General features: G+C 65.3%; 24 protein-coding genes. 18 read left to right on the top strand and 6 right to left on the bottom strand.

Annotation, left to right across the window (positions count from 1 at the left end; all coding sequences use genetic code 11):
- Positions 1–118 precede the first annotated feature (118 nt).
- The 4 genes from ACFOPI_RS23880 to ACFOPI_RS23895 all read right to left on the bottom strand — a co-directional run bounded on the left by ACFOPI_RS23880 (position 119) and on the right by ACFOPI_RS23895 (position 2,396).
- Positions 119–613 carry a hypothetical protein gene (locus ACFOPI_RS23880; RefSeq protein WP_382179842.1) on the bottom strand — a complete coding sequence of 165 codons (495 nt, stop codon included), beginning with the start codon at positions 611–613 and terminating at the stop codon, positions 119–121.
- A 100-nt stretch (positions 614–713) separates the two neighbouring features.
- A complete protein-coding gene (locus ACFOPI_RS23885) occupies positions 714–1,205 on the bottom strand; it encodes a hypothetical protein (protein WP_382179845.1) in 492 nt (163 codons plus the stop codon).
- A 91-nt stretch (positions 1,206–1,296) separates the two neighbouring features.
- Entirely contained in the window at positions 1,297–1,620 is a 324-nt protein-coding gene (locus ACFOPI_RS23890; protein WP_382179848.1) for a hypothetical protein, read from the bottom strand.
- Positions 1,621–2,093: 473 nt separating this feature from the next.
- Complete coding sequence (locus ACFOPI_RS23895; protein WP_382179851.1) at positions 2,094–2,396, bottom strand: hypothetical protein; 303 nt, start codon at positions 2,394–2,396, stop codon at positions 2,094–2,096.
- 425 nt (positions 2,397–2,821) lie between these two features.
- Between ACFOPI_RS23895 and ACFOPI_RS23900 the strand changes: the two genes are divergently transcribed.
- The 3 genes from ACFOPI_RS23900 to ACFOPI_RS23910 all read left to right on the top strand — a co-directional run bounded on the left by ACFOPI_RS23900 (position 2,822) and on the right by ACFOPI_RS23910 (position 4,617).
- A complete protein-coding gene (locus tag ACFOPI_RS23900; RefSeq protein ID WP_382179854.1) occupies positions 2,822–3,376 on the top strand; it encodes a hypothetical protein in 555 nt (184 codons plus the stop codon).
- Positions 3,373–3,825 (top strand): hypothetical protein, encoded by a 453-nt coding sequence (locus ACFOPI_RS23905; protein WP_382179856.1) that lies wholly within the window; start codon positions 3,373–3,375, stop codon positions 3,823–3,825. The genes ACFOPI_RS23900 and ACFOPI_RS23905 overlap by 4 nt, the downstream gene beginning before the upstream one ends.
- Before the next feature lie 87 nt (positions 3,826–3,912).
- On the top strand, positions 3,913–4,617 hold the full coding sequence (locus tag ACFOPI_RS23910) for an alpha/beta fold hydrolase (protein WP_382179858.1): 705 nt from the start codon (positions 3,913–3,915) through the stop codon (positions 4,615–4,617).
- A 7-nt stretch (positions 4,618–4,624) separates the two neighbouring features.
- On the opposite strand, the gene nifA is transcribed toward ACFOPI_RS23910, so the two are convergent.
- On the bottom strand, positions 4,625–6,349 hold the full coding sequence (gene nifA / locus ACFOPI_RS23915) for a nif-specific transcriptional activator NifA (RefSeq protein WP_382180015.1): 1,725 nt from the start codon (positions 6,347–6,349) through the stop codon (positions 4,625–4,627).
- A gap of 301 nt (positions 6,350–6,650) precedes the next feature.
- Between nifA and ACFOPI_RS23920 the strand changes: the two genes are divergently transcribed.
- The 15 genes from ACFOPI_RS23920 (at position 6,651) to ACFOPI_RS23990 (ending at position 20,311) form a co-directional block, all read left to right on the top strand.
- A complete protein-coding gene (locus ACFOPI_RS23920) occupies positions 6,651–7,895 on the top strand; it encodes an IscS subfamily cysteine desulfurase (protein WP_382179860.1) in 1,245 nt (414 codons plus the stop codon).
- Positions 7,896–7,924: 29 nt separating this feature from the next.
- Positions 7,925–8,359, top strand: coding sequence for a Fe-S cluster assembly scaffold IscU (gene iscU, locus ACFOPI_RS23925; protein WP_382179865.1), 435 nt, complete (start codon positions 7,925–7,927; stop codon positions 8,357–8,359).
- A 28-nt stretch (positions 8,360–8,387) separates the two neighbouring features.
- Complete coding sequence (erpA, locus tag ACFOPI_RS23930; RefSeq protein ID WP_382179868.1) at positions 8,388–8,762, top strand: iron-sulfur cluster insertion protein ErpA; 375 nt, start codon at positions 8,388–8,390, stop codon at positions 8,760–8,762.
- 11 nt (positions 8,763–8,773) lie between these two features.
- Complete coding sequence (iscA, locus tag ACFOPI_RS23935) at positions 8,774–9,097, top strand: iron-sulfur cluster assembly protein IscA (protein WP_382179870.1); 324 nt, start codon at positions 8,774–8,776, stop codon at positions 9,095–9,097.
- 7 nt (positions 9,098–9,104) lie between these two features.
- Positions 9,105–10,976: a Fe-S protein assembly chaperone HscA gene (hscA, locus tag ACFOPI_RS23940; protein ID WP_382179872.1), complete on the top strand. Its 1,872-nt coding sequence runs from the start codon at positions 9,105–9,107 to the stop codon at positions 10,974–10,976.
- Complete coding sequence (fdx, locus tag ACFOPI_RS23945) at positions 10,976–11,311, top strand: ISC system 2Fe-2S type ferredoxin (RefSeq protein WP_382179875.1); 336 nt, start codon at positions 10,976–10,978, stop codon at positions 11,309–11,311. The genes hscA and fdx overlap by 1 nt, the downstream gene beginning before the upstream one ends.
- Positions 11,312–11,469: 158 nt before the next feature.
- Positions 11,470–12,609, top strand: a complete 1,140-nt coding sequence (gene nifV / locus ACFOPI_RS23950) for a homocitrate synthase (RefSeq protein WP_382179878.1) — start codon at positions 11,470–11,472, stop codon at positions 12,607–12,609.
- Positions 12,610–12,626: 17 nt separating this feature from the next.
- On the top strand, positions 12,627–13,403 hold the full coding sequence (cysE, locus tag ACFOPI_RS23955) for a serine O-acetyltransferase (protein WP_382179881.1): 777 nt from the start codon (positions 12,627–12,629) through the stop codon (positions 13,401–13,403).
- Between the two features lie 5 nt (positions 13,404–13,408).
- A complete protein-coding gene (gene nifW / locus ACFOPI_RS23960) occupies positions 13,409–13,750 on the top strand; it encodes a nitrogenase stabilizing/protective protein NifW (protein WP_382179884.1) in 342 nt (113 codons plus the stop codon).
- A gap of 12 nt (positions 13,751–13,762) precedes the next feature.
- A complete protein-coding gene (locus ACFOPI_RS23965; protein WP_382179887.1) occupies positions 13,763–14,614 on the top strand; it encodes an electron transfer flavoprotein subunit beta/FixA family protein in 852 nt (283 codons plus the stop codon).
- Positions 14,615–14,642: 28 nt separating this feature from the next.
- The gene (locus ACFOPI_RS23970; RefSeq protein WP_382179890.1) at positions 14,643–15,767 is read left to right on the top strand and encodes an electron transfer flavoprotein subunit alpha/FixB family protein; all 1,125 of its coding nucleotides are present in this window, start codon (positions 14,643–14,645) and stop codon (positions 15,765–15,767) included.
- A 23-nt stretch (positions 15,768–15,790) separates the two neighbouring features.
- Complete coding sequence (locus ACFOPI_RS23975) at positions 15,791–17,098, top strand: FAD-dependent monooxygenase (protein ID WP_382179893.1); 1,308 nt, start codon at positions 15,791–15,793, stop codon at positions 17,096–17,098.
- Positions 17,095–17,391 (top strand): ferredoxin family protein, encoded by a 297-nt coding sequence (locus tag ACFOPI_RS23980; protein ID WP_382179895.1) that lies wholly within the window; start codon positions 17,095–17,097, stop codon positions 17,389–17,391. Before ACFOPI_RS23975 ends, ACFOPI_RS23980 begins: the two co-directional genes overlap by 4 nt.
- A gap of 260 nt (positions 17,392–17,651) precedes the next feature.
- The gene (locus ACFOPI_RS23985; RefSeq protein ID WP_382179898.1) at positions 17,652–19,199 is read left to right on the top strand and encodes a methyl-accepting chemotaxis protein; all 1,548 of its coding nucleotides are present in this window, start codon (positions 17,652–17,654) and stop codon (positions 19,197–19,199) included.
- 170 nt (positions 19,200–19,369) lie between these two features.
- A complete protein-coding gene (locus ACFOPI_RS23990) occupies positions 19,370–20,311 on the top strand; it encodes a SphA family protein (RefSeq protein ID WP_382179900.1) in 942 nt (313 codons plus the stop codon).
- Positions 20,312–20,313: 2 nt separating this feature from the next.
- On the opposite strand, the gene ACFOPI_RS23995 is transcribed toward ACFOPI_RS23990, so the two are convergent.
- Entirely contained in the window at positions 20,314–21,447 is a 1,134-nt protein-coding gene (locus tag ACFOPI_RS23995) for a helix-turn-helix transcriptional regulator (protein WP_382179903.1), read from the bottom strand.
- Between the last annotated feature and the right edge of the window lie 79 nt (positions 21,448–21,526).

The raw sequence follows: 21,526 nt of genomic DNA on the forward strand, positions 1-21,526 counted from the left end.
CCATCGCTTCGCGATGCATCACGAATGGATCGGTGTTTGACTTTCGGGGGGAAGCCCTTGTAGTCTGAGTTCAAGGGCGCTACGCGGTTTTGTCGCGCAGCGCCCCTGGAACGAAACGTTAGGCATGACGTCGCCGCTCCAATGCCAGTAGAAACGCGGTGAAATCACTTGGAGTAGCGAAGAACTTTGCTAGAAGGCGCGATTCACCAACCGTTGATGAAATAACCGCAAGCTGTTGGCCTTGGATGTCTTTGACCTGAATGTTCCTGATGGAGCCGTATGGAATAGTTATTGGTTTCATTGAAATGGATGCCAGTGGAACCAGCGCACCATTTGGCCCAAGCTCAACATGACTGATGCTCCTGGAAGCACGAAAGGCAACGTGAAGAGTGAATAGGGCTGCTATGAAGCACAGAGCCGTCAGCGCCCAGAAGATGATCGGAGGAACACTCGGCGATAGCAATCTGGAGATAACCATGGTTAGCCGAGTCTCGGGGTTTGTGTATGCGATGTATCCCAGGCCAGCGGTTACGGCGAACGCCGCAATAACCATCGTTACGGCGCTTGTGGCGGTAAATTTGTAGTCGAAGCGTAGAGTTTCATTGCTGCGCATGGCTGATTCCAAGGAAATGGCTAACATCGAAATTCACGGGCTCCGTCAGGCGTCCGAGCGGAACGACTTATTAAAGCTGCGGGGTGTCCATGAGTGCGAATCATTTTTTCGGCATTGACTTTTCGAAGACGCCTGTAAGCACCTCCGCCAACACTGTTTTCAGCAGCGGCTCTGAGCTGGCCTTCATGGTGGCTCCGGCCCGATCTTGCAATGACACAAATTTGGACGCATAGGGTGACTTCTGTTTTTCTGAAACCACTGAATCGAACTCTTCAGAAGTCATGAGCGGCGCCCAAGCCTGAGCAAGGTTTCGATTCCATTCTCCCTGGTGCTTCGGCACAGCAACTGCAATTTCCGCCCTAAGAAGTTCATCCGCTTTCTGTTTCCCAAGTGTCGCTTCTACCCCTCTATAGGTGGTCGTGATCTTTGCAAACCTGTAGGTCATGCCAGCCAGATTTTCGCCGAGCCGCAGAGCTTGCACCATCTTCAGCGCACGTTCTTCACTTTGCCCAAAAGCGACACTCGTAACAAAGATGAGAAATGAGGCAATTCCGAAGCGAGCGGAGGAAGCAAGTTGTGTGTGATTTCTCATCGCTTTAACGTTTGAATTCAGCCGACCAGCCAGCGCAGCTGGCGCAGGTCGGCTGCTATGAGTGGTTAGACCTCACGATTGTGAACATGGATTAAAAACTCCTCCTGCAAGTCGCCCGCATGCTGCTGCCCCTCTCCATCAATGAGGGAAAATGACAGAAAACTACCTGCGAGTGAAGTATTTCCATCAATGCCTCCGCAAACAGTCGAAACTGCATCAATTGATGCTCGCTTGGAAATTCAATGAGCGTTTCTTTATCTTGATCCGAAAGAGACCGTGCTAGGGAGACGATCCTTTGCCAAAGTGGATCCTTGATTGCATCCAGCGATTCTTCTTCAATCATCCGTCGATAGAAGGCTGAGTTTTCCTCGCATACCTCGCGGAAGATCAGTTCACAAAGGTCGGATGTTCTCATTGGCGGATCTGAGGTCTAACGTCGCCGCTCAGCCGACGCCGAAGGCGGTCGGATGCAAAGGCCTTTTATGCAATATCGCGAGCAGAAAAGAGAAATGCTCATTGTTTCTTCTCCGGTGCCCACTGAATGCCAGGAAACCTGTGCTCAGCAATAGCCATTGCGTCTCCGAAACTCATGATATTGGGCATCAAGTTGCAAAAATTCCCAGGCGCACCGACCATCTCGTATACCAGGAAATAGCACTTCACTTGGCGATCTTCGCTAACTGACTCTTCGTCCTCGTAGTCGCCTGTGCCCCAAGTTTCAGGGCTCAATAAAACGCGAACCGCAACAGGGACCGATCCCGCGTACAGCCACACACCCTCCCTCAGAATCGGCCAGTCGTCAGTGATTGGCATAACGTTCAAATTCACCCGACGGCGGAAGCGGGCGAAGCCCGCTGTAGCCGGTCGGGTGGAATGCAGGGTTGGGCGTCATTTCTGGCTCCCCAGTGCATTCAACCACTCTGGAAAGGCATCGTTCTCGGCGTAATAGATGACTGCCGCAATCTTCTGATCGTCGGACAAAGCAACTGGCCCACTGAGCACTTCATCCCGCGCGACCGAAACCTCTAGGAAGTACTCGTATCCAGCGGAGCGAACTTCCTCAGGTATACGGAAGTCTTCGGTGAAGCGCACGAGTTTCGCCTCCGAATCACCTGTCCACGGACGCTTCGCAACAATGCAGAGCGAGTCGTCTGCTGTTTCCAAGCCGGTCACGATGTTAGCTAGCTTCATGATGCCCAACTTAGATATATCCCGCAAAACGGCGGATAACATCGGAGACAGTCGTTAAACAAAGTGGCACAACACCTCCGAAAGTCTTTTTAAATCAATCGTTTAGAGCATCAATCTGGATGCATGGGCGGGTATAACAAAAAACGCAAAACCCGACTGATCTTGGTTGCCGTCTGCCGAACAGTCTAGCCGCGAGACGCGTGTTTGGATGGCAGGCCCTGCTGGTACCGGACAACCATCGGTCGCTCGCAGCTGCGCTTGACCCAAACGCGGGCGATGCAGCCCTGGCCAAAGCCACGGCACACCGCGCGATTCACCGCATCTTCTGCGGCGAATAGGACGATCAATCGCCGCAACTCCCCGAGCGCCCGAGCCCACTGGCTACCATGCGCCATCCACAACAAACCCAGCCAGAGGAGGAATCCATGTCATCCGCCACCCTGCCCGCCCCGGCCCAGCGCTCCACCTTCGTGACCATCCTCGCCTGGCTCATGATCGTGCCGTCGGCGCTGGGTGTGCTCATCTCTACGTTGCAAAGCGTTCTGGTGTTCACCGTGATGCCCATGGACCAGATGACCCTGCCGTCCGGGCCGGAGGCCGAGCAGATTCCCGCGGTCGCGCTCTTCATGATGGAACACATGCGCGCCATGTTCGCGGCGTTCTGGCTGTTGACGGTGCTGGCGTTGGCCTCGGGCATCGGTCTGCTCAAACGCAAGGAATGGGCGCGGCTGGCGGTCATTGCACTGCTGGTGCTGAACATCGTGATGAACCTGGGCGGGCTGTACGTCCAACAATCGTTCCTGTCGTCCATCCCGGTCGCGGCCGACACGCCGCCGGAGTTCCGCGAGCAGTTCGAGAGCATGGCCTCGACGATGTGGACGGTGTCGATTGCGATGGCGCTGGGCTTTTCGGCGGTGTCGGCCTGGCTGATCTGGCGGCTGAATTCGGAGTCGATCAAGGCGGAGTTTGGTGCTGCATGAGACTCTTTGGCCAATCAAGCCGAAGGCAGGTGAGCGATCCGAACCTCGGTTTGTTGACGCTGGACCGGCATGGCTGGAGCGGTAGCGTCGCTGGGCCGGACGGCATGCAAAGCATCTGGCTCCGAATTGACGGTGTAGGGGACGCGCCCAACGAGCGCATCGGGCGGGCGGTACTGGCCTGTCTGACCAGCTACTCTGCACTCACGTTGCCATTGAGTGGCGCCCTCTTCTCGTTGTGGCAACCGTATCTGGATGAACCCCTTTGGGAGGAGGATTACCCGACCTCGCCTGAGCAGTTGTGGGCCCAATTGCAACTGGAGGGGATCGAGGTTCAGCGGTCCGGCGAGATCGTTCTCGCGTACGCGTTCAAGGGCGAGCTGTGGCCAGATGCAGGCTTTTCCGTCCAAGTGGAAGGGACGGAGGTCCGACCGCTCCACGTTGACGACTGACAGCACGTCAACGTTGTCAGGACTTCAACACCTCCATCTCATGCTTCTGCTGCGCGTAGCCCATCCGCCACAGCGCGATCCATCCGCATGACAACCCTGGTACTCCTACCCGGCATGGACGGCACCGGGGCGTTGTTCGCGCCATTGCTACAAGAGCTTTCGCCGGAAATACAACGGGTGGTGATCACCTACCCGCCCAATGAACGGCTTGGCTATGCCGAGCTGGTCGAGCGGGTTGAAAAGCAACTCCCGACCGCGACCGACTACGTGCTGCTCGGAGAGTCGTTCTCGGGTCCGGTCGCCACCCTGTTGGCCGGTCGAAACCCTCCGGGATTGCGAGGTCTCATCCTCGCCTGCTCTTTCGTCCGCACACCCCGTCCGGCCCTGGCGCCGTTCCGGCCGTTGGCCCGCCTGCTCCCCAACCCTGCTCTGGTCTTGGGGCCGCTGGGCTTCGCGCTCATGGGAAAGCTTGCGACGCCGTCACTGCGCCGCAGCCTGGCCGAGGCGATTTCGAGTGTGGACCCGGGGGTCATGCGCCACCGTGCAGCTGCTGCGTTGTCAGGCGACGCGAGCAACAGTCTTGCCACCGTCCGTTGTCCGGTTCTCTACCTGCAGGCCAATGAGGACCGGGTTGTTCCGACCCGTTGCGCCGCAGAGGTTCAACGTCTTTGCCCACAGACTCAGATCGTCTCACTGCCTGGTCCGCACTTTCTTCTTCAAACCCAGGCGGTCGCAGCTGCGGAGCGAATAGAAGCCTTCATTGCCGGTGCGCTGAACGCGGACCGGCAATGAGGGCCGCTCAGAACTTCCTCACCTCAATCCCGTGCTTCTGCAGCGCATAGCCCATCTGCCGGGGCGTGATCTTGAGCAGGCGGGCGGCCTTGGCCTGGACCCAGCCGCAGCGTTCCATGGCCCAGACCAGGCGTTCGCGTTCGCCTTCGGGTTTGTCGTCGGCGCGGGCCAGCGGTGGGGCGCTGCTGGCAGCTGAGGCCGGCGCGCCGAACGAGCTGTCTTCGCTGAGGTCGGCCGGGCGGGAATCGCCGAACCCGTGGCCGTCGGCGAACGCCGGCTGCCGGGGCGGCGGCGCGGTGGGGATTTCGGTGATCGGAATTTCCGCCAGCCGGCTGGGCCGCACCGCGTCTTCGCGTTCGATGTGGTGCAGCACCTGCGTGAGGCAGCGGTTGTCGCGGCACGGAAAAGCGAGGTCGGTGATGACGTCGTTGTGCGCCATGGTGGCGGTGCGCTCGACGCAGTTTTCCAGCTCGCGCACGTTGCCCGGCCAGTAGCAGCTGGTGAGCACGCGCATGGCCTCGGGGCTGAACCGGGTGGCCTTGGCGTTTTCGCGGTTGAAGCGCTCCAGGAAGTGCTGCGCCATGGCGGGGATGTCTTCGCGGCGCTCGCGCAGCGGCGGCAGCTGGATGCTGACGACGTTGATGCGGTAGTAGAGGTCGGCGCGGAATTCGCCTGCCTGCACCATGCGTTCGAGGTTGCGGTTGGTGGCGAGGATGAGGCGCACGTCCACCTTCACCGGCGCGCCGCCGCCCACGCGCTCGAAGCTGCGTTCCTGCAGCACGCGCAGCAGCTTGGCCTGGAACGAAGCGGAGATGTCGCCGATTTCGTCGAGGAAGAGCGTGCCGCCATGGGCCATTTCGAAGCGGCCCTTGCGCTGGCCCTGGGCACCGGTGAAAGCGCCTTTTTCGTGGCCGAAGAGTTCGCTCTCCAGCAGGCTCTCGGTCAGCGCGGCGCAGTTGACGCCGACGAAGGGTTCCTTGGCGCGCGGCGAGAGGCTGTGGATGGCGCGGGCCATCACTTCCTTGCCGGTGCCGCTTTCGCCGCGCAGCAGCACGGTGGTGCGCGAGGGTGCGACCTGTTCGATCTGTTCGAACACCTTGAGCATGGGGCCGGAGACGCCGACCACCTGCTCCATCTTGCTGCGCTGGCCGCTGCCCATGCCCAGGGCCTTGTGCATGCGGCGGGTTTCGTCCTGCAGGGTTTCGTGTGCGGCGGTGACGCTGCGGTGGAGCAGCAGGGCCTGACCCATGAGCGTGGCGACCATGCGCAGCAGGCGCAGGTCGTCGGCAAACACGCGGCGCTCCTCGGGGTTGAGGCAGTCGATCACCAGCACGCCCAGCGTTCGGTGGTCGGCGCGGATGGGAGTGGCGAGCATGGCCACCGGGATGCCCGGGCTCTGGTCGGCGCCGCCGGTGCGGTTGAGAAACAGCGGCTCGGCGCGCACGTCGGGCACGCTGGCGGGCACGCCGCTGGCGAACACGCGGCCGACGATGCCTTCGCCCGACTCGAAATGCAGGCGCTGCTGCTCGGCCTGTGTCAGGCCGATGGCGCACATGCCGTGCAGCTGGTTCTCACCGTCGGCGACCACCACGAAGGTGCGCCGCCAGTCGAAGGCGTGGAGCAGGTAGTTGAGCGCCTCGCGAAAGGTCTTGTGGACGTCCAGCGAGGTGGCCAGCGTCTTGCTGACTTCGTAGACCGCGTCCAGTTCGCGACGCATCAGGTGGGGTTGCATGTTCACGATGGGACTCCCATCCTCTGGGGGCCGTCCGGATGCACCAGCAGCGGGAATCCGCCGCGAGGGGACTGCCTTGGGCTTGCTGCGGTGCAAAAAACATGCCGATTCCAGGCCACCGCGGCAACCGTTACAACCGGCGCCGGCGTTTGCAACAAACCCGACAAGCCCACCCTGCTTTGTGCGACAGGCGCCGCACAAAGCCCACACAAAACAGTCGTCACAGGGCCGCAGAAGCGACAAAAGCGCATGGCACAGACGTTGCAGAAGAGGCCGCAACCGCCTTTTCCAGGAGCCTGCCATGCCGGACGACAGCACCCCTCACGCCACCGCCCGCACAGCACTGCCCATCTATCTGGACTACGCCGCCACCACCCCGGTGGACCGCCGCGTGGCCAGCAAGATGTGGCCCTACCTGATCGAGCAGTACGGCAACCCCGCCAGCCGTTCCCACGCCTACGGCTGGGTGGCCGAAGAGGCGGTGGAACTGGCGCGTGAACAGGTCTGCGCGCTGATCAACGCCGACCCGCGCGAGATCGTCTGGACCAGCGGCGCCACCGAGTCGAACAACCTGGCCATCAAGGGCGCCGCGCACTTCCACAAGGCCAAGGGCAAGCACCTGGTGACGGTGGCGACCGAGCACAAGGCGGTGCTGGACAGCATGCGCGAGCTGGAGCGCGAAGGCTACGAGGTGACGGTGCTGCCCGTGCTGCCCAGTGGCCTGCTCGATCTGGACCAGTTCAGGGCATCACTGCGCCCTGATACGGTGCTGGCCTCGGTCATGTTCGTGAACAACGAAACCGGGGTGATCCAGGACATCGCAGCCATCGGCGCCATCTGCCGCGAGAAGGGCGTGCTGCTGCATGTGGACGCGGCGCAGGCGGCTGGCAAGGTGGTGATCGATCTGGACGTGCTGCCGGTTGATCTGCTTTCGCTATCCGCCCACAAGATCTATGGCCCCAAGGGCATCGGCGCGCTGTACGTGCGCCGCAAGCCGCGGGTGCGCATCGAGGCGCAAATGCATGGGGGCGGCCACGAGCGCGGCATGCGCTCGGGCACGCTGCCCACGCACCAGATCGTGGGCATGGGCGAGGCGTTCTGGCTGGCGCGCGAACAGATGGCGAGCGACAACGCGCGCATCACCGCGCTGCGCGAACGGCTCTGGAAAGGCATCAGCCAACTGGAGTGCGTGGAGCTCAACGGCGACCCGGTGCATCGCGCCTGCGGCTACCTGAATGCCAGCTTCAACTACGTCGAGGGCGAGTCGCTGCTGATGGGCATCAAGGGCGTGGCGGTGTCGTCGGGCTCGGCCTGCACCTCAGCCAGCCTGGAACCCAGCTACGTGCTGCGCGCCATGGGCCGCAGCGACGAGCTCGCGCACAGCTCGGTGCGGTTTTCCATCGGCCGCTTCACGACCGCCGAAGAGATCGACTTGACCATCGCGCAGGTCACCGAGGTGGTGACACGGCTGCGCGGCATGAGCCCGCTGTGGGACATGGTGCAGGCCGGCATCGACCTCTCGACCATTCAATGGGCAGAGCACTGATTTCCAACCACTGACTACCGGAGAAGACCATGGCCTACAGCGACAAGGTGGTGGACCACTACGAGAACCCGCGCAACGTCGGCGCGTTCGATGCGAACGACGACAGCGTCGGCACCGGCATGGTGGGCGCGCCCGCCTGCGGCGACGTGATGAAGCTGCAGATCCGCGTGAACGCGCAAGGCGTGATCGAGGACGCGAAGTTCAAGACCTACGGCTGCGGCTCGGCGATTGCGTCGAGCTCGCTGGTCACCGAATGGGTGCGCGGCCGCACGCTGGACGAGGCCCTGGCGATCAAGAACTCCGCCATTGCCGAAGAGCTGGCCCTGCCGCCCGTGAAGATCCATTGCTCCATCCTGGCCGAGGACGCCATCAAGGCGGCCGTGGCCGACTACCGCTCGCGCCACGGATCGCCCGCCACCGAGGCTGTGGTGGAAAAAGACGCCTGCGAACCCCGCGGCCATTGAGGCCGAAACCCTCCAGAGGAGAAATGCCATGTCCGCTGTGTCCGAAGCCGTCGTCGCCGAAGCGGCGCCCATCCCCGCCCTGCTCGACTTCACGCCACAGGCGGCCGCCAAGGTGGCCGAGCTGATCCAGGAGGAAGGCAACCCCGACCTGAAGCTGCGCCTGTACGTCACGGGCGGCGGTTGTTCGGGCTTCTCCTACGGCTTCGTGTTTGACGACCAGGTGGCCGAAGACGACACCATCGTCTCGACCGAGGGCGTCTCGCTGGTGGTCGACGCCATGAGCTACCAGTACCTGGTCGGCGCGCGGGTGGACTTTGAAGACGGCCTGGAAGGCTCGCGCTTCGTGATCCACAACCCCAACGCGCAGACCACCTGCGGCTGCGGTTCGTCTTTCTCGGTCTGACGGAGGTCGCCATGAGCGTGTCACTCACCCCCGCCGCGGCGCGGCACGTGGAGAAGTCGCTGGTCAAGCGCGGTTCGGGCCTGGGTCTGCGGCTGGCGGTCAAGACCAGCGGCTGTTCGGGCTTTGCCTATGCGCTGGAGTTCGTCGACGAGATGAACGCGGACGACCAGTGCTTTGAGAACCACGGCGTGAAGGTCATCGTGGACCCGCGCAGCCTGGGCATGCTCGACGGCACCGAGCTGGACTTTGTGCGCGAAGGCCTGAACGAAGGCTTCAAGTTCAACAACCCGAACGCGAAGAACAACTGCGGCTGCGGCGAGAGCTTCGCGGTCTGAACACACCATGGCGCTGCTCCAGATCGCTGAACCGGGCCGCTCGGCCGCACCGCACCAGCACCGGCTGGCCGCGGGCATTGATCTGGGCACGACCAACTCGCTGATCGCCACGGTGCAGAGCGCGCAGCCCCGGGCCCTGCCCGACGCGGCGGGCGCCTTGCTGCTGCCCTCGGTGGTGCGCTACTTTGCCGACAGCGAGCCGGTGGTCGGCCACGCGGCGCAGGCGCAGCAGGCCGAAGACCCGCAGAACACCATCGTGTCGGTCAAGCGCTTCATGGGCCGCACGCTGGGCGACCTGCGCGAGGCCAAGGGCCTGCCCTACCGCTTTGTCGACGGCGCGGGCATGGTCGGCATCCAGACCGCGGCAGGCGAACGTTCGCCGGTGCAGGTCTCGGCCGACATCCTCACCGCGCTGCGGCTGCGCGCCGAAGACGCGATGGGCGGGCCGCTGGCGGGCGTGGTGATCACCGTGCCGGCCTACTTCGACGACGCTCAGCGCCAAGCCACCAAGGACGCCGCCAAGTTGGCCGGCCTGAATGTGCTGCGCCTGCTGAACGAGCCCACGGCTGCGGCCATTGCCTACGGCCTGGACAAGGCGGCCGAGGGCACTTTCGTGGTCTACGACCTGGGCGGCGGCACCTTCGACGTGTCGGTGCTCAGGCTCTCGCGCGGCGTGTTCGAGGTGCTGGCGACCGGTGGCGACTCGGCCCTGGGCGGCGACGACTTCGACCGCGTGATTGCGGAGTGGTTCTGCGCGCAGCACGGCATCGCGGGCGTGGAGGCGCTGTCGCCCACGGCCCAGCGCGCACTGTTGAGCGCGTCGCGGTCGGCCAAGGAAGCGGTGTCCTCGCACGACACCACGCCGCTGCAGGTCGCGCTGGCCGGGGGCGAGACGCTGCAGGCCATCCTGAGCCGCGAGCAGTTCGCGCAGCTTTCGAAGGGCCTGGTCGACCAGACCATCCGCGCCACCAAACGCGCGCTGCGTGACGCGCGCCTGTCCACCGCCGAGATCGACGGCGTGGTGCTGGTGGGCGGCTCGACCCGCATGCCGGTGGCACGCGATGCGGTGCGCGACTGCTTCGGTGTGGAGCCGCTGGCCGACATCGACCCCGACCAGGTGGTCGCGCTGGGCGCGGCGATGCAGGCCGATGTGCTGGCCGGCAATGGCACGGGTGACGGCTGGCTGCTGCTGGACGTGTGCCCGCTGTCGCTGGGGCTGGAGACCATGGGCGGCCTGGTCGAGAAGATCATCCCGCGCAACTCCACGCTGCCCACCGCGCGCGCACAGGACTTCACCACCTTCAAGGACGGCCAGACCGCGATGAGCCTGCACGTGGTGCAGGGCGAACGCGAGTCGGTGAGCGACTGCCGTTCGCTCGCGCGCTTCGTGCTGCGCGGCATTCCGCCGGCGGTGGCGGGTGCGGCGCGCATCCGCGTGAGCTTCCAGATCGACGCCGACGGCCTGCTCTCGGTGACGGCACGCGAACAGACCACGGGCGTCGAGGCGCACGTGGAGGTCAAGCCGACCTACGGCCTGGGCGACGAACAGATTTCTTCAATGCTGCAGGACGCCATCGGATCGGGCGCCAAGGACATGGCGCTGCGCTCGCTGCGCGAGGCCCAGATCGACGCGCGCCGCCTGCTGGACGCGACCGATGCGGCGCTGGCGCAGGACGGTCACCTGCTGAACGACGACGAAGTCGCGGCGATCCGCCAGGTGATGTTCCGGCTGGCCGATGTGCTGGAGACCGAAGAGGACGTGCAGGGTCTGCGCGTCGCCAGCGCGGAGCTGTCGTCGGCCACCGGCGAGTTCGCCGCGCGGCGCATGAACGCCTCGATCCAGCAGGCACTGGCCGGCCGCTCGCTCGAAAGCCTCTGATGCCGGTCGTCCGCATCCTGCCCCACCCCGAACTGTGCCCCGAGGGCAAGGACTTTGAAGTCCGGCGCGGCGCCATGCTGTGCGAGAGCATGCTCAAGGCGGGCGTGGCGATCGAACACGCCTGCGACATGGTGGCGGCCTGCGCCACCTGCCATGTGCATGTGCGCGAGGGTGGCGCTTCGTTGGCCGAGCCGGACGACGAAGAGAACGACCAGCTCGACAACGCCTGGGGCCTGGACGCGCAGTCGCGGCTGGCCTGCTGCGTGAAGCTCAAGGACGCCGATCTGGTCATCGAGCTGCCCAAGCACACCCGCAACCACGCGCGGGAAAAATAGATCCCTGCGGGTCGGGTGTCCGAAACGACACATTCCCGACACCGCCCCCAAAGCCCGGCCCATACGGCCCACACCACCGGCTTCAAATCCCAGACAAAACCCACGCAAAACAGGTGGCACGCCTTATGCACTGAGATCCTCAGAAAGGACACCGCGACATGGCACTCCACCTGGTCATCAACGACACCACCCTGCGCGACGGCGAGCAGACGGCGGGCGTGGCCTTCACGGTGGCGGAGAAGTGCGCCATCGCCCAGGCCCTGTCGGACGCGGGTGTGCCGGAAATGGAAATCGGCATCCCGGCCATGGGCGCCGAAGAGATGGCCTGCATCGATGCCATTGCCGGCCTGGACCTGCCCGCGCGCCTGATGGTGTGGGGCCGCATGACCGACCACGACCTGGACAAGGCGCTGCAGACGCGGGCCCACATCGTCCACCTGTCGATGCCGGTGTCCGACATCCACCTGCACCACAAGCTGCGCCAGTCGCGCGACTGGGTCATCAGCGAAGTGGCGCGCGTGCTGGGCCGTGCCGCCGACAGCGGCCGCGAAGTGTCCTTCGGCATGGAAGACGCGTCCCGCGCCGACCCGGCCTTCATGGCCGAGGTGGCGCGCCGGGCCGCGGCCTGTGGTGCGCGACGCGTGCGCTTTGCCGACACGCTGGGCGTACTCGACCCGTTCTCCACCTACGAGGCCATCGCGCGGCTGCGCGATGCGGTGGACATCGGCATCGAGATCCACGCCCACAACGACCTGGGCCTGGCCACCGCCAACACCCTGGCCGCGCTGCGGGCCGGCGCCACCCACGCGAACACCACCGTCAACGGCCTGGGCGAGCGCGCGGGCAATGCGGCGCTGGAAGAGATCGTGATGGGCGTGCGCCACCTGCACGGCGGCGACACCGGCGTGGCCACGCAGTCGCTGGTGGGCATCTCCCACCTGGTGGCCAAGGCCTCGGGCCGCCCGGTGGCGTTCAACAAGAGCATCGTCGGCGAAGCGGTCTTCACCCACGAGTCGGGCATCCACATCGACGGTCTGCTCAAGAACCCCAGCACCTACGAGAGCTTCGACCCGGCCGAACTGGGTCGCCAGCGCCGCACGGTGCTGGGCAAGCACTCGGGTTCGCAGGCGGTGCGCCAGGCCTACGGCGCCATCGGCGTGGCGCTGGACGACGACGGCCTGACCGGCCGCCTGCTGCGCCGCATCCGCGCGCACGCCGAATCCAGCAAGCGCGAACCCACGCCGCAAGACCTGCAGCGCTTCCTGACCGAAACCACGCCGGCGCCCGCCCTGCCATGAAGCGCGAAGAGGACACCATGATTGCTGTCACCGCCCACGCGACCCCCACCCGAGCGCCGGGCTGGTGGGCCATGGTGCGCAGCGACGTGGCCTGCGTGCTGGCGCGCGACCCGGCGGCCCGCAGCCGGCTCGAAGTCTGGACCATCTACCCCGGCGTGCAGGCGGTGGCGCTGTACCGGCTGGCGCATGCCTTGTGGCAACGCGGCTGGCGATACGGGCCACGCTTCATCTCCTACGTCGCGCGCTGGCTGACCAATGTGGACATCCACCCGGGCGCACGCATCGGCGAGCGTTTCTTCATCGACCACGGCGCGGGCGTGGTGATCGGCGAGACGGCCGAGATCGGCGACGACGTGACCATGTACCACGGCGTCACGCTGGGCGGCACCAGCTGGAACCCCGGCAAGCGCCACCCCACCCTGGGCAGCGGTGTGGTGGTGGGCGCGGGCGCCAAGATCCTCGGCCCCATCACGGTGGGCGACGGCGCGCGCGTGGCAGCCAACTCGGTGGTCATCGAGCCGGTGCCCTCGGGCGCCACGGTGGTCGGCATTCCGGGCCGCGTGGTGGCGCCGCGCCGCCGCACCACCCACGGCTTCGACCTCGACCACCACCTGATTCCCGACCCGGTCGGCAAGGCCATCGCCTGCGTGCTCGACCGGCTCGCACAGCTCGAACGCACCCAGGCCGCAGGCGCTGGACTGGCCAGCGCCGACGCGGCCTGCGGCCAGTGCGACGACCCCTGCGCCCTGCCTTCGTTCGACCTCAAGTCCGGCGTTCCCGTTCACCAGGAGTGACCACCATGGAAGACCTACTGACCCGCCTCAAGGCCCTGTCCTCGGCCGAGGATTTCCTGCAGTTCTTCGGCATCCCGTTCGACCAGGCCGTGGTCAACGTGAGCCGTCTGCACATCCTCAAGCGCTTCTTCCAGTACCTGCGCCAGCAGTCGGCCGACCTGCCGCAGGACAACGAGGTCGCGCTGTTCACCGCCTACCGCCAACTGCTCATCCAGGCCTATGGCGACTTCGTGAAGTCCACACCCGCACAGGAGAAGGTCTTCAAGGTGTTCCAGGACGTGGGTGGCCGGCAGCACGTCTCCATCGACAACCTCAAGGCGTCCCTGCCGCAACGCGCCGTGGCCTGAAAGGAATTCACCATGCACATCGTCGTCTGCATCAAGCAGGTCCCGGACTCGGCGCAGATCCGCGTCCACCCGGTGACCAACACCATCATGCGCCAGGGCGTGCCGGCCATCGTCAACCCCTATGACCTGTTCGCGCTGGAAGAAGCCCTGCGCCTGAAAGACAAATTCGGCGGCCGCGTGACCATGCTGTGCATGGGCCCGCCGCAGGCCGAGGACGCGCTGCGCAAGTGCATCAGCTTCGGCGCCACCGATGCCATCCTGGTGACCGACCGCGCCTTCGCCGGTGCCGACACCCTGGCCACCAGCTATGCGCTGACCGCGGCCATCCGCAAGATCCACGCGGAGCAGGCGGTGGACCTGGTCTTCACCGGCAAGCAGACCATCGACGGCGACACCGCCCAGGTCGGCCCCGGCATCGCCAAGCGCCTGGGCTGGAACCTGCTGACCTACGTGAGCAAGATCAACGAGGTGGACCTGGACGGCAAGACGCTGACCGTGGAGCGCCGCGCCGAAGGCGGCGTGCAGCGCCTGCAGACCACGCTGCCCAGCCTGATCACCATGCTCGAAGGCACCAACGAGATGCGCTTCGCCACCATGGACGACATGCTGCGCGCCGGCCGCTGCCAGGTGCGCAAGTGGAGCAAGGACGACGCCGGCATCGAGGACATCACCAAGATCGGCCTCAAGGGCAGCCCCACCATCGTCAGCAAGGTGTTCGCACCCAAGGCCCGAAGCGTGCGCGCCGAGATGCAAGAGGTCGGCGACGGCGCCAATGTCAACGACGTCTGCCTGAACCTGCTGCAGAAGATTTTCACCACCCACCCGACGCTGGAGCAGGAGACGGTCGACCGTCTCAGCGCCTGAGCCCCGCACGCACCAGAAGGAGAAGACCATGGCCGAACCCGACAAGCCCCAGATGGCCGCCGCTGCCGCCGCCGGCGCCGCCAAGACCGCTGGCCGCAGTGGCCGCAGCACCGAACTGCCCGAGCACCTGAAGGTCTACAAGGGCGTGTGGGTGTTCATCGAACACGACCGCGGACAGGTGCACAGCGTGAGCTGGGAACTGATGGGCGAGGCCCGCAAGCTGGCCGACAAGCTGGGCGTGGATGTGTCGGGCGTGCTGCTGGGCGGCCCGGCCGACAAGCTGGAGGACTACGCCAAGGAGGCCTACGTCTACGGCGCCGACCACTGCTACATCATGCGCGACCCGGTGCTGCAGGGCTACCGCAACGAGCCCTTCACCAAGGGCCTGACCGATCTGGTCAACAAGTACCAGCCCGAGATCCTGCTGCTGGGCGCCACCACCATGGGCCGCGACCTCGCGGGCTCGGTGGCCACCACCCTGGGCACCGGCCTGACGGCCGACTGCACCGAGTTGAACATCGACGGCCGCGCGCTGGCCGCCACCCGCCCCACCTTCGGCGGCAGCCTGCTGTGCACCATCATGACCCTGGCCTACCGGCCGCAGATGGCCACCATGCGCCCGCGGACCGCGGCCATGCCGGCGCGCGACGAAAGCCGCAGCGGCGACATCATCACGATGGACCTCGGCATGGTGGAGACCGACATCGTCACCAAGCTGCTGGCCTTCATTCCCGACGCCACCAGCAACAACATCAACCTGGCCTACGCCGACATCATCGTCACCGCGGGCAAGGGCCTGAAGAACGCCGACAACTGCAAGCTGGTGTGGGACCTGGCCCGCGTGCTGGGCGCCGAGGTGGGTGCCACCCGCGCCGTGACCCAGGCCGGCTGGCTCGAAGCCGAACGCCAGGTCGGCCAGACCGGCAAGACCGTGCGCCCCAAGCTCTACATCGCCGCCGGCGTGAGCGGCGCCATCCAACACCGCGTGGGCATGGAAGCGTCGGACGTGATCGTGGCCATCAACACCGACCCGAACGCGCCCATCTTCGACTTCGCCCACCACGGCATCGTCGGCAACGCGATGCAGGTGCTGCCGGTGCTGACCGCGGCCTTCCGTTCCCACCTCGACAAGCGCATCCGCAAGGTTGCGTAACCCCGACCCCAAGGAGATCCAAGATGTCCAGTGAAAAGTTCGACGCCATCGTGGTCGGGGCAGGCCCATCGGGCAACGCTGCGGCCTACACCATGGCCAAGGCGGGCCTGAAGGTTCTGCAGATCGAGCGCGGTGAATACCCAGGCAGCAAGAACGTGCAGGGCGCCATCCTCTACAGCAACGCGCTGGAACAGATCATCCCGGACTTCCGCGAGGACGCGCCGCTGGAGCGCCACATCATCGAGCAGCGCATGTGGATGATGGACGACGAGAGCTTCGTCGGCACCCACTACCGCAGCGACGACTACAACAAGCCGCCCTACAACCGCTACACCATCATTCGGGCGCAGTTCGACAAGTGGTTCAGCTCCAAGGTGCGTGAGGCCGGGGCCCTGCTGATCTGCGAAACCACCGTCGAAGAGCTGCTGCTCGACGGCGAGCAGGTCATCGGCGTGCGCTGCGACCGCCTGGGTGGCGAGGTGTACGCCGACGTGGTGGTGCTGGCCGACGGCGTCAACAGCACGCTGGCGCGCAAGGCCGGCTTCCACGGCGAGCTGGACGCGGGCAACGTGGCCCTGGCGGTCAAGGAGATCCTGTTCCTGCCGGAAGACGTGATCCAGCAGCGCTTCAACATCAAGGAAGACGAGGGCGTGGTCATTGAGCTGATGGGCAAGGTGACCGAAGGCATGGTGGGCACCGGCTTCCTCTACACCAACAAGGAATCGCTCACCATCGGCGTGGGCTGCATGCTCAGCGACTTCAAGGCCAACCCGCTGCGCACCAAGCCCTACGAGCTGCTGGAGAAGCTCAAGAAGCACCCCAGCATCGCGCCCATGATCGAAGGCGGTGAGATGAAGGAGTACTGCGCGCACCTGATCCCCGAAGGCGGCTTCAACGCCGTGCCCCGCATCTACGGTGCGGGCTGGCTGATCGTGGGCGACTCGGGCGGCTTCGTCAACGCGGTGCACCGCGAAGGCTCCAACCTGGCCATGACCAGCGGCCGGCTGGCCGGCGAGACCGTCATCGCCATGAAGGCCGCCGGCAAGGAGCCCAGCGCCGCCAACCTGAAGCTCTACAAGGACAAGATGGACGAGTCCTTTGTCATGAAGGACCTGAAGAAGTACCGCAAGCTGCCCGAGGTGCTGCACAGCAGCCCGCAGTTCTTCACGGCCTACCCCGAGCTGGTCAACCGGGCCGCCAAGACCTTCTTCACCGTGGACGGCGTGGACAAGCATTCCAAGGAAAAGGAAATCCTGGGCAGTTTCCGCAGCAAGCGCAGCCTGACCGGTCTGGTCGGCGACGCATTCAAGATCTGGAGGGCTTCGCGATGAGCACCGTTGTCAACGTGGAAGAGAAGCTCTTCCAGAACCGCTACAAGGTCGACCACGGTCGGCCCCACATCCAGATCAAGCAGCCCGACATCTGCGCCAACGAATGCCAGTCGCAGGCCTGCACCTACATCTGCCCGGCCGCCTGCTACAAGGCCGAGGGCAACCGGACGGTGACCCTGATCACCGACGGCTGCCTGGAGTGCGGCAGCTGCCGCGTGATCTGCACCGAACACGCCAACGTCGCCTGGGAATACCCGCGCGGTGGCCACGGCATCCTGTTCAAGTTCGGCTGAAGACGCACCGCGCACAGAACCGGCCGCGCCAGCCCCCGCGACCAGGCCCGCGACAGGGTAGCCCGGACCCATCTCTGCACGCGGGGCCGCTGCCCTCACAGCCATCGCGTCCTCGTATCCGGTGCGCAGGCAGAGGCACGTTCTGTCGCCAGGGCGCCCTCGTGACGTTCTTCTGAGGCAGCACGCCTCAAGTTGATCCAAGTCAAGTCGATGTCTTGAGACATACCCACCCCAACGCCGACCGGCCCAGGAGCACCTGCATGACAGTTTTCCGACGTCTCACCGTTTCGTCCCGCCTCTATGCGTCGTTCATTGGCATGGCGGTCATGGCCCTGGCCTCGCTCCTCACCGCCTACCTGCTGCAGATGCGCAGCGAAGCCACGCTCAACCGGCTCCTGGAGGTGGAACACCAGCACACCCAGGAGGTGAACGACTGGCGCATGATGTCGGCCGTCACCAGCGTCCGGATGATGGCGCTATCGCGCAGCGAAGATCCGGCCATCGACGCAATGTTCGGACCCGAGATCGATCCCCTGATCGCCACGATCGACAAGCAGTACGCGGCGATCAAGTCCTGGGCCAGCTCTTCCGAGGAGGTATCGGCGCTCAAGGCCATCGACGATATCGACCCGGTGATCATGGCCGCACACAAGAAGATGTTCGACAGCCGGCAGGCCGGTGACCGGCAGGCCGCCATCGAGGTGTTCGACAAGGAATGGCTGCCGGCGGTCAAGCGATACGACGAAGCCATCAACCGGTTCGCAGCCCTGCGCGAGGCCAGGCTGGAACAATCCATTCGCGACGCCCAGGCGCAGATCCACTCCCAGTTCTGGACCACCAGTGTCGTGATGGCCCTGATCCTCGCGGTCATCGGCTTCTTCGTGGTGGCCGTGGTGCGCTACATCCAGAAATCGCTGGACAGCGCGGTCCGTGCGGCAAAAACCGTGGCATCCGGCGATCTCACACTCAAGGTTGAGGCAAATGATCGAGACGAGTTCGGCCAGCTCGGCCTGGAGCTCAACCGCATGGCCGAGGGCCTGCGCAGCGTGGTCACCAAGGTTCGCCACGGGACCGATCACATGACAAACGCCGCCCACGAGATAGCCCAGGGCAATCAGGACCTGTCCCATAGAACTGAGAACCAGGCGAGCCAGCTGCAGCAGACCGCCGCCACCATGGAGATGCTGGCCGACAATGTTCGGCTGTCTGCTGACAACGCGGTGCAGGCCAATGCCACTGCAAACACCGCCAGCCGGGTGGCCCAGCGCGGGGGAGAAGCCATGGGCCTGGTGGTCACCACCATGGGGCAGATCGAGCAGTCCTCGCGCAAGATCGAGGAGATCATCGGCGTCATTGACGGCATCTCGTTCCAGACCAACATCCTGGCCCTGAACGCGGCCGTCGAGGCGGCGCGCGCCGGAGAACAGGGGCGTGGCTTTGCCGTGGTCGCTGGCGAGGTCCGCGCACTGGCGCAGCGCTCTGCCACTGCGGCGAAGGAGATCAAGCAGCTGATCGCCGATTCCGCCGACAAGGTGCGCGCAGGGAACGTTCAGGTCGAAGAAGCGGGCAAAACCATGCTCGAGCTGGTGGAGTCGGTCCAGCACGTCAGCACCCTGATCGGGGAGATCAGTGCGTCGGCCGCGGATCAGCGCAACAGCATCTCCGGCGTGAGCACGGCGGTGACACAGCTCGATCACACCACCCAGCAGAATGCGGCGCTCGTCGAACAGTCCGCTGCAGCAGCGGCTTCCATGAGCGAACAGGCGAGGGCTCTTGCCGATTCGGTGGCGTTGTTCAGGATTTCCTGAACAGAACACAACGCAAGTCGGCAAGACAGCTTTCACCGGAGTTCAGTCGACCCCAGACAAACCCCAGTCGCCCCCTATACCGTTTGGTAGGTGCCCGGTGCCCCTGCGCTGCCTAACCTCTGGTCTGCGGATTCCAGTCCGCCCCACACAGACCACCAAGAGGCCAGCCCATGCACCGCAAACCCGCCTTCCACGGCACCCGTCCCCTGATGGCCGTCGCACTCGCGTGCGCGGCCTCTGCCGCCCACAGCGTCGAGAACGGCGCCCCCATCACGCCCATCGGCATCTTTGAGTTCGGCGCGGGCACCCTGCCCCCATCCTCGGTCGGTGCCACCGTGGGTGTGCGCGCCGCCAGCTACAGCGCCAGCCAGCTGCGCGACAAACGGGGCGACCGCTCGCCGGTCGGCATCAAGCTCAAGGTCCACAGCGCGTCGCTGGCCATTGTCAAGACCACCGACGTGCCGCTGCTGGGCGGCACCTACGGCTTCACCGCCGTGGTCCCCTACCTGGACATGAGCAACCGGCTCACGATTCCCACGCCAGTCGGCCCCATGCCCCTGAAGGGCACCAACTCGGCCGTGGGCGACATCACGGTCGCCCCGGTGGTGGTGAAGTGGACGCCCTCGCCCGGCCTGTTCGTCAACGGCCGGCTCGAGCTGCAGCTGCCCACCGGTTCCTACAAGGCCGACCGCCTGATCAACTCCAGCTCCAACCACTGGACCGCTTCGCCCGCCGTGTCCTTCACCTGGATCGGCCCCACCGGGCTGGAGGTGTCGTCCAACATTCAGCTGAACGTGCACGGCAAGAACAAGGACACGCAGTACCAGTCCGGCATCGAGTACCAGCACGAGTTCGCCATCGGCCAGCATGTGGGGCCATGGACCATCGGCATCGGTGGCTACCTGAACCAGCAGCTGAGCGACGACAAGGTCAACGGATCGAAGTTTCAGGACGGCAACCGCTCACGCGTGATGGCGCTGGGCCCGGCCATCAGCTTCTTCGACCTCGGCTCCGACTGGCCGGTGTTCTGGGCCCACGCCTACAAGGAGTTCGGCGCGCGCAACCGCAGCCAGGGTACCCAGTTCGCGGTGCGCGCTGCCTGGTCGTTCTGAAATCAGGCCGAACGAGGGACCGCCAGATGGGCCGCTGCGGACGAGAGCACGAGGCGTACCAGGTCGGACTGCCGGTGCTGACCGGTCTTGGCCTGGATCTGCTTGAGCTGCACCCGTGCCGTGCCCACCGACACCCCGCGCAGCTGCGCATATTCCTCGACGGTGCTGCCGGTGGCGATGGCGCCCAGCAGGCGCGCCTCGGTGGGGGTGAGCCCGAACAGGTTCTCCAGCGCACCGGCGGGCAGCTCCAGCGCCACCGAAGCCGAGGACAGCACCAGCATCAGCGAACCGGGGTCGTCGCCGGGCCGTATGGCCACGTGCAGGGCCTGCGCCCCCTCGCCCAGCCGCAGGTAGCCCACCCGCTGCGGCCCCGCGCGCCGGGCCGCCGACAGCGCGGCGAGCAGCGCCTGTGTATCTTGGGCCGAGCGGCCGTACAGGTGCTCGCCCTGCAGGCGCAGGGCCGCGCAAGGCGCCAGCAAGGCCGAGGCCTGCCGGTTCACCCATTGCACGCGGCCATCTTCGCCGCACAGCACGATGCCAAAGCACAGGCTGTCCATCAGGCCACGCAGACGCTCGTCGCGCTCCATGGTCGACTGCATCTGGTCGGTCAACAGGAAGGCCTGCCCGATGTGCGGCGCCAGGTCGGCCAGCCGGTTGACGTGCTCGACCGAGAAGTCGCTGGTGTCGTGCACGGGACGGTGCAGGGCCAGGCCCAGGTACACGCCGCGGCCCACGTCCTGCAGGGTGCCGATGAAACGGCCCAGACCCAGCATGGCCAGCCGCTGCTGCAACCGTGGGCGGGCCTCGTCGTCGGGGTCGAACAGCAGTTCGTCGCTGGCCACGCGGTCCAGCCCGCGCAGCACGCGGCGCTGGTCCAGGCGCGGGTTGTCGCCGGTGTTGAGTTCGGGCGACTGCACCGAGGTGACCGCCCGGGTGCGCGAGTCCTGTGCGGACCACAGCACCTGCGCCTGGCCTCCCTCGAAACGGAAGGCCTGCACCACGGCCGACTGCGCGCCGGTGAGGCTGCACAGCCGGTCCATCGACTGCACCCATCGCGCCGGCTGCGCGGCACCCGCGTACAGGTCCAGCATCAGTTCGTCCGGTTTTCTCAGGAAGGCGGCGGGGGCGTTCGACATGGTGGGCAGAGATTAGCGAGCAACCGGCGCACCGCAAGGGTGGATTCCCTGCCCATGCGCCACTTTTCATTCACCCGAA

It is taken from the genome of Hydrogenophaga luteola (assembly GCF_042648585.1).
Lineage (GTDB): Bacteria > Pseudomonadota > Gammaproteobacteria > Burkholderiales > Burkholderiaceae_C > Hydrogenophaga > Hydrogenophaga luteola.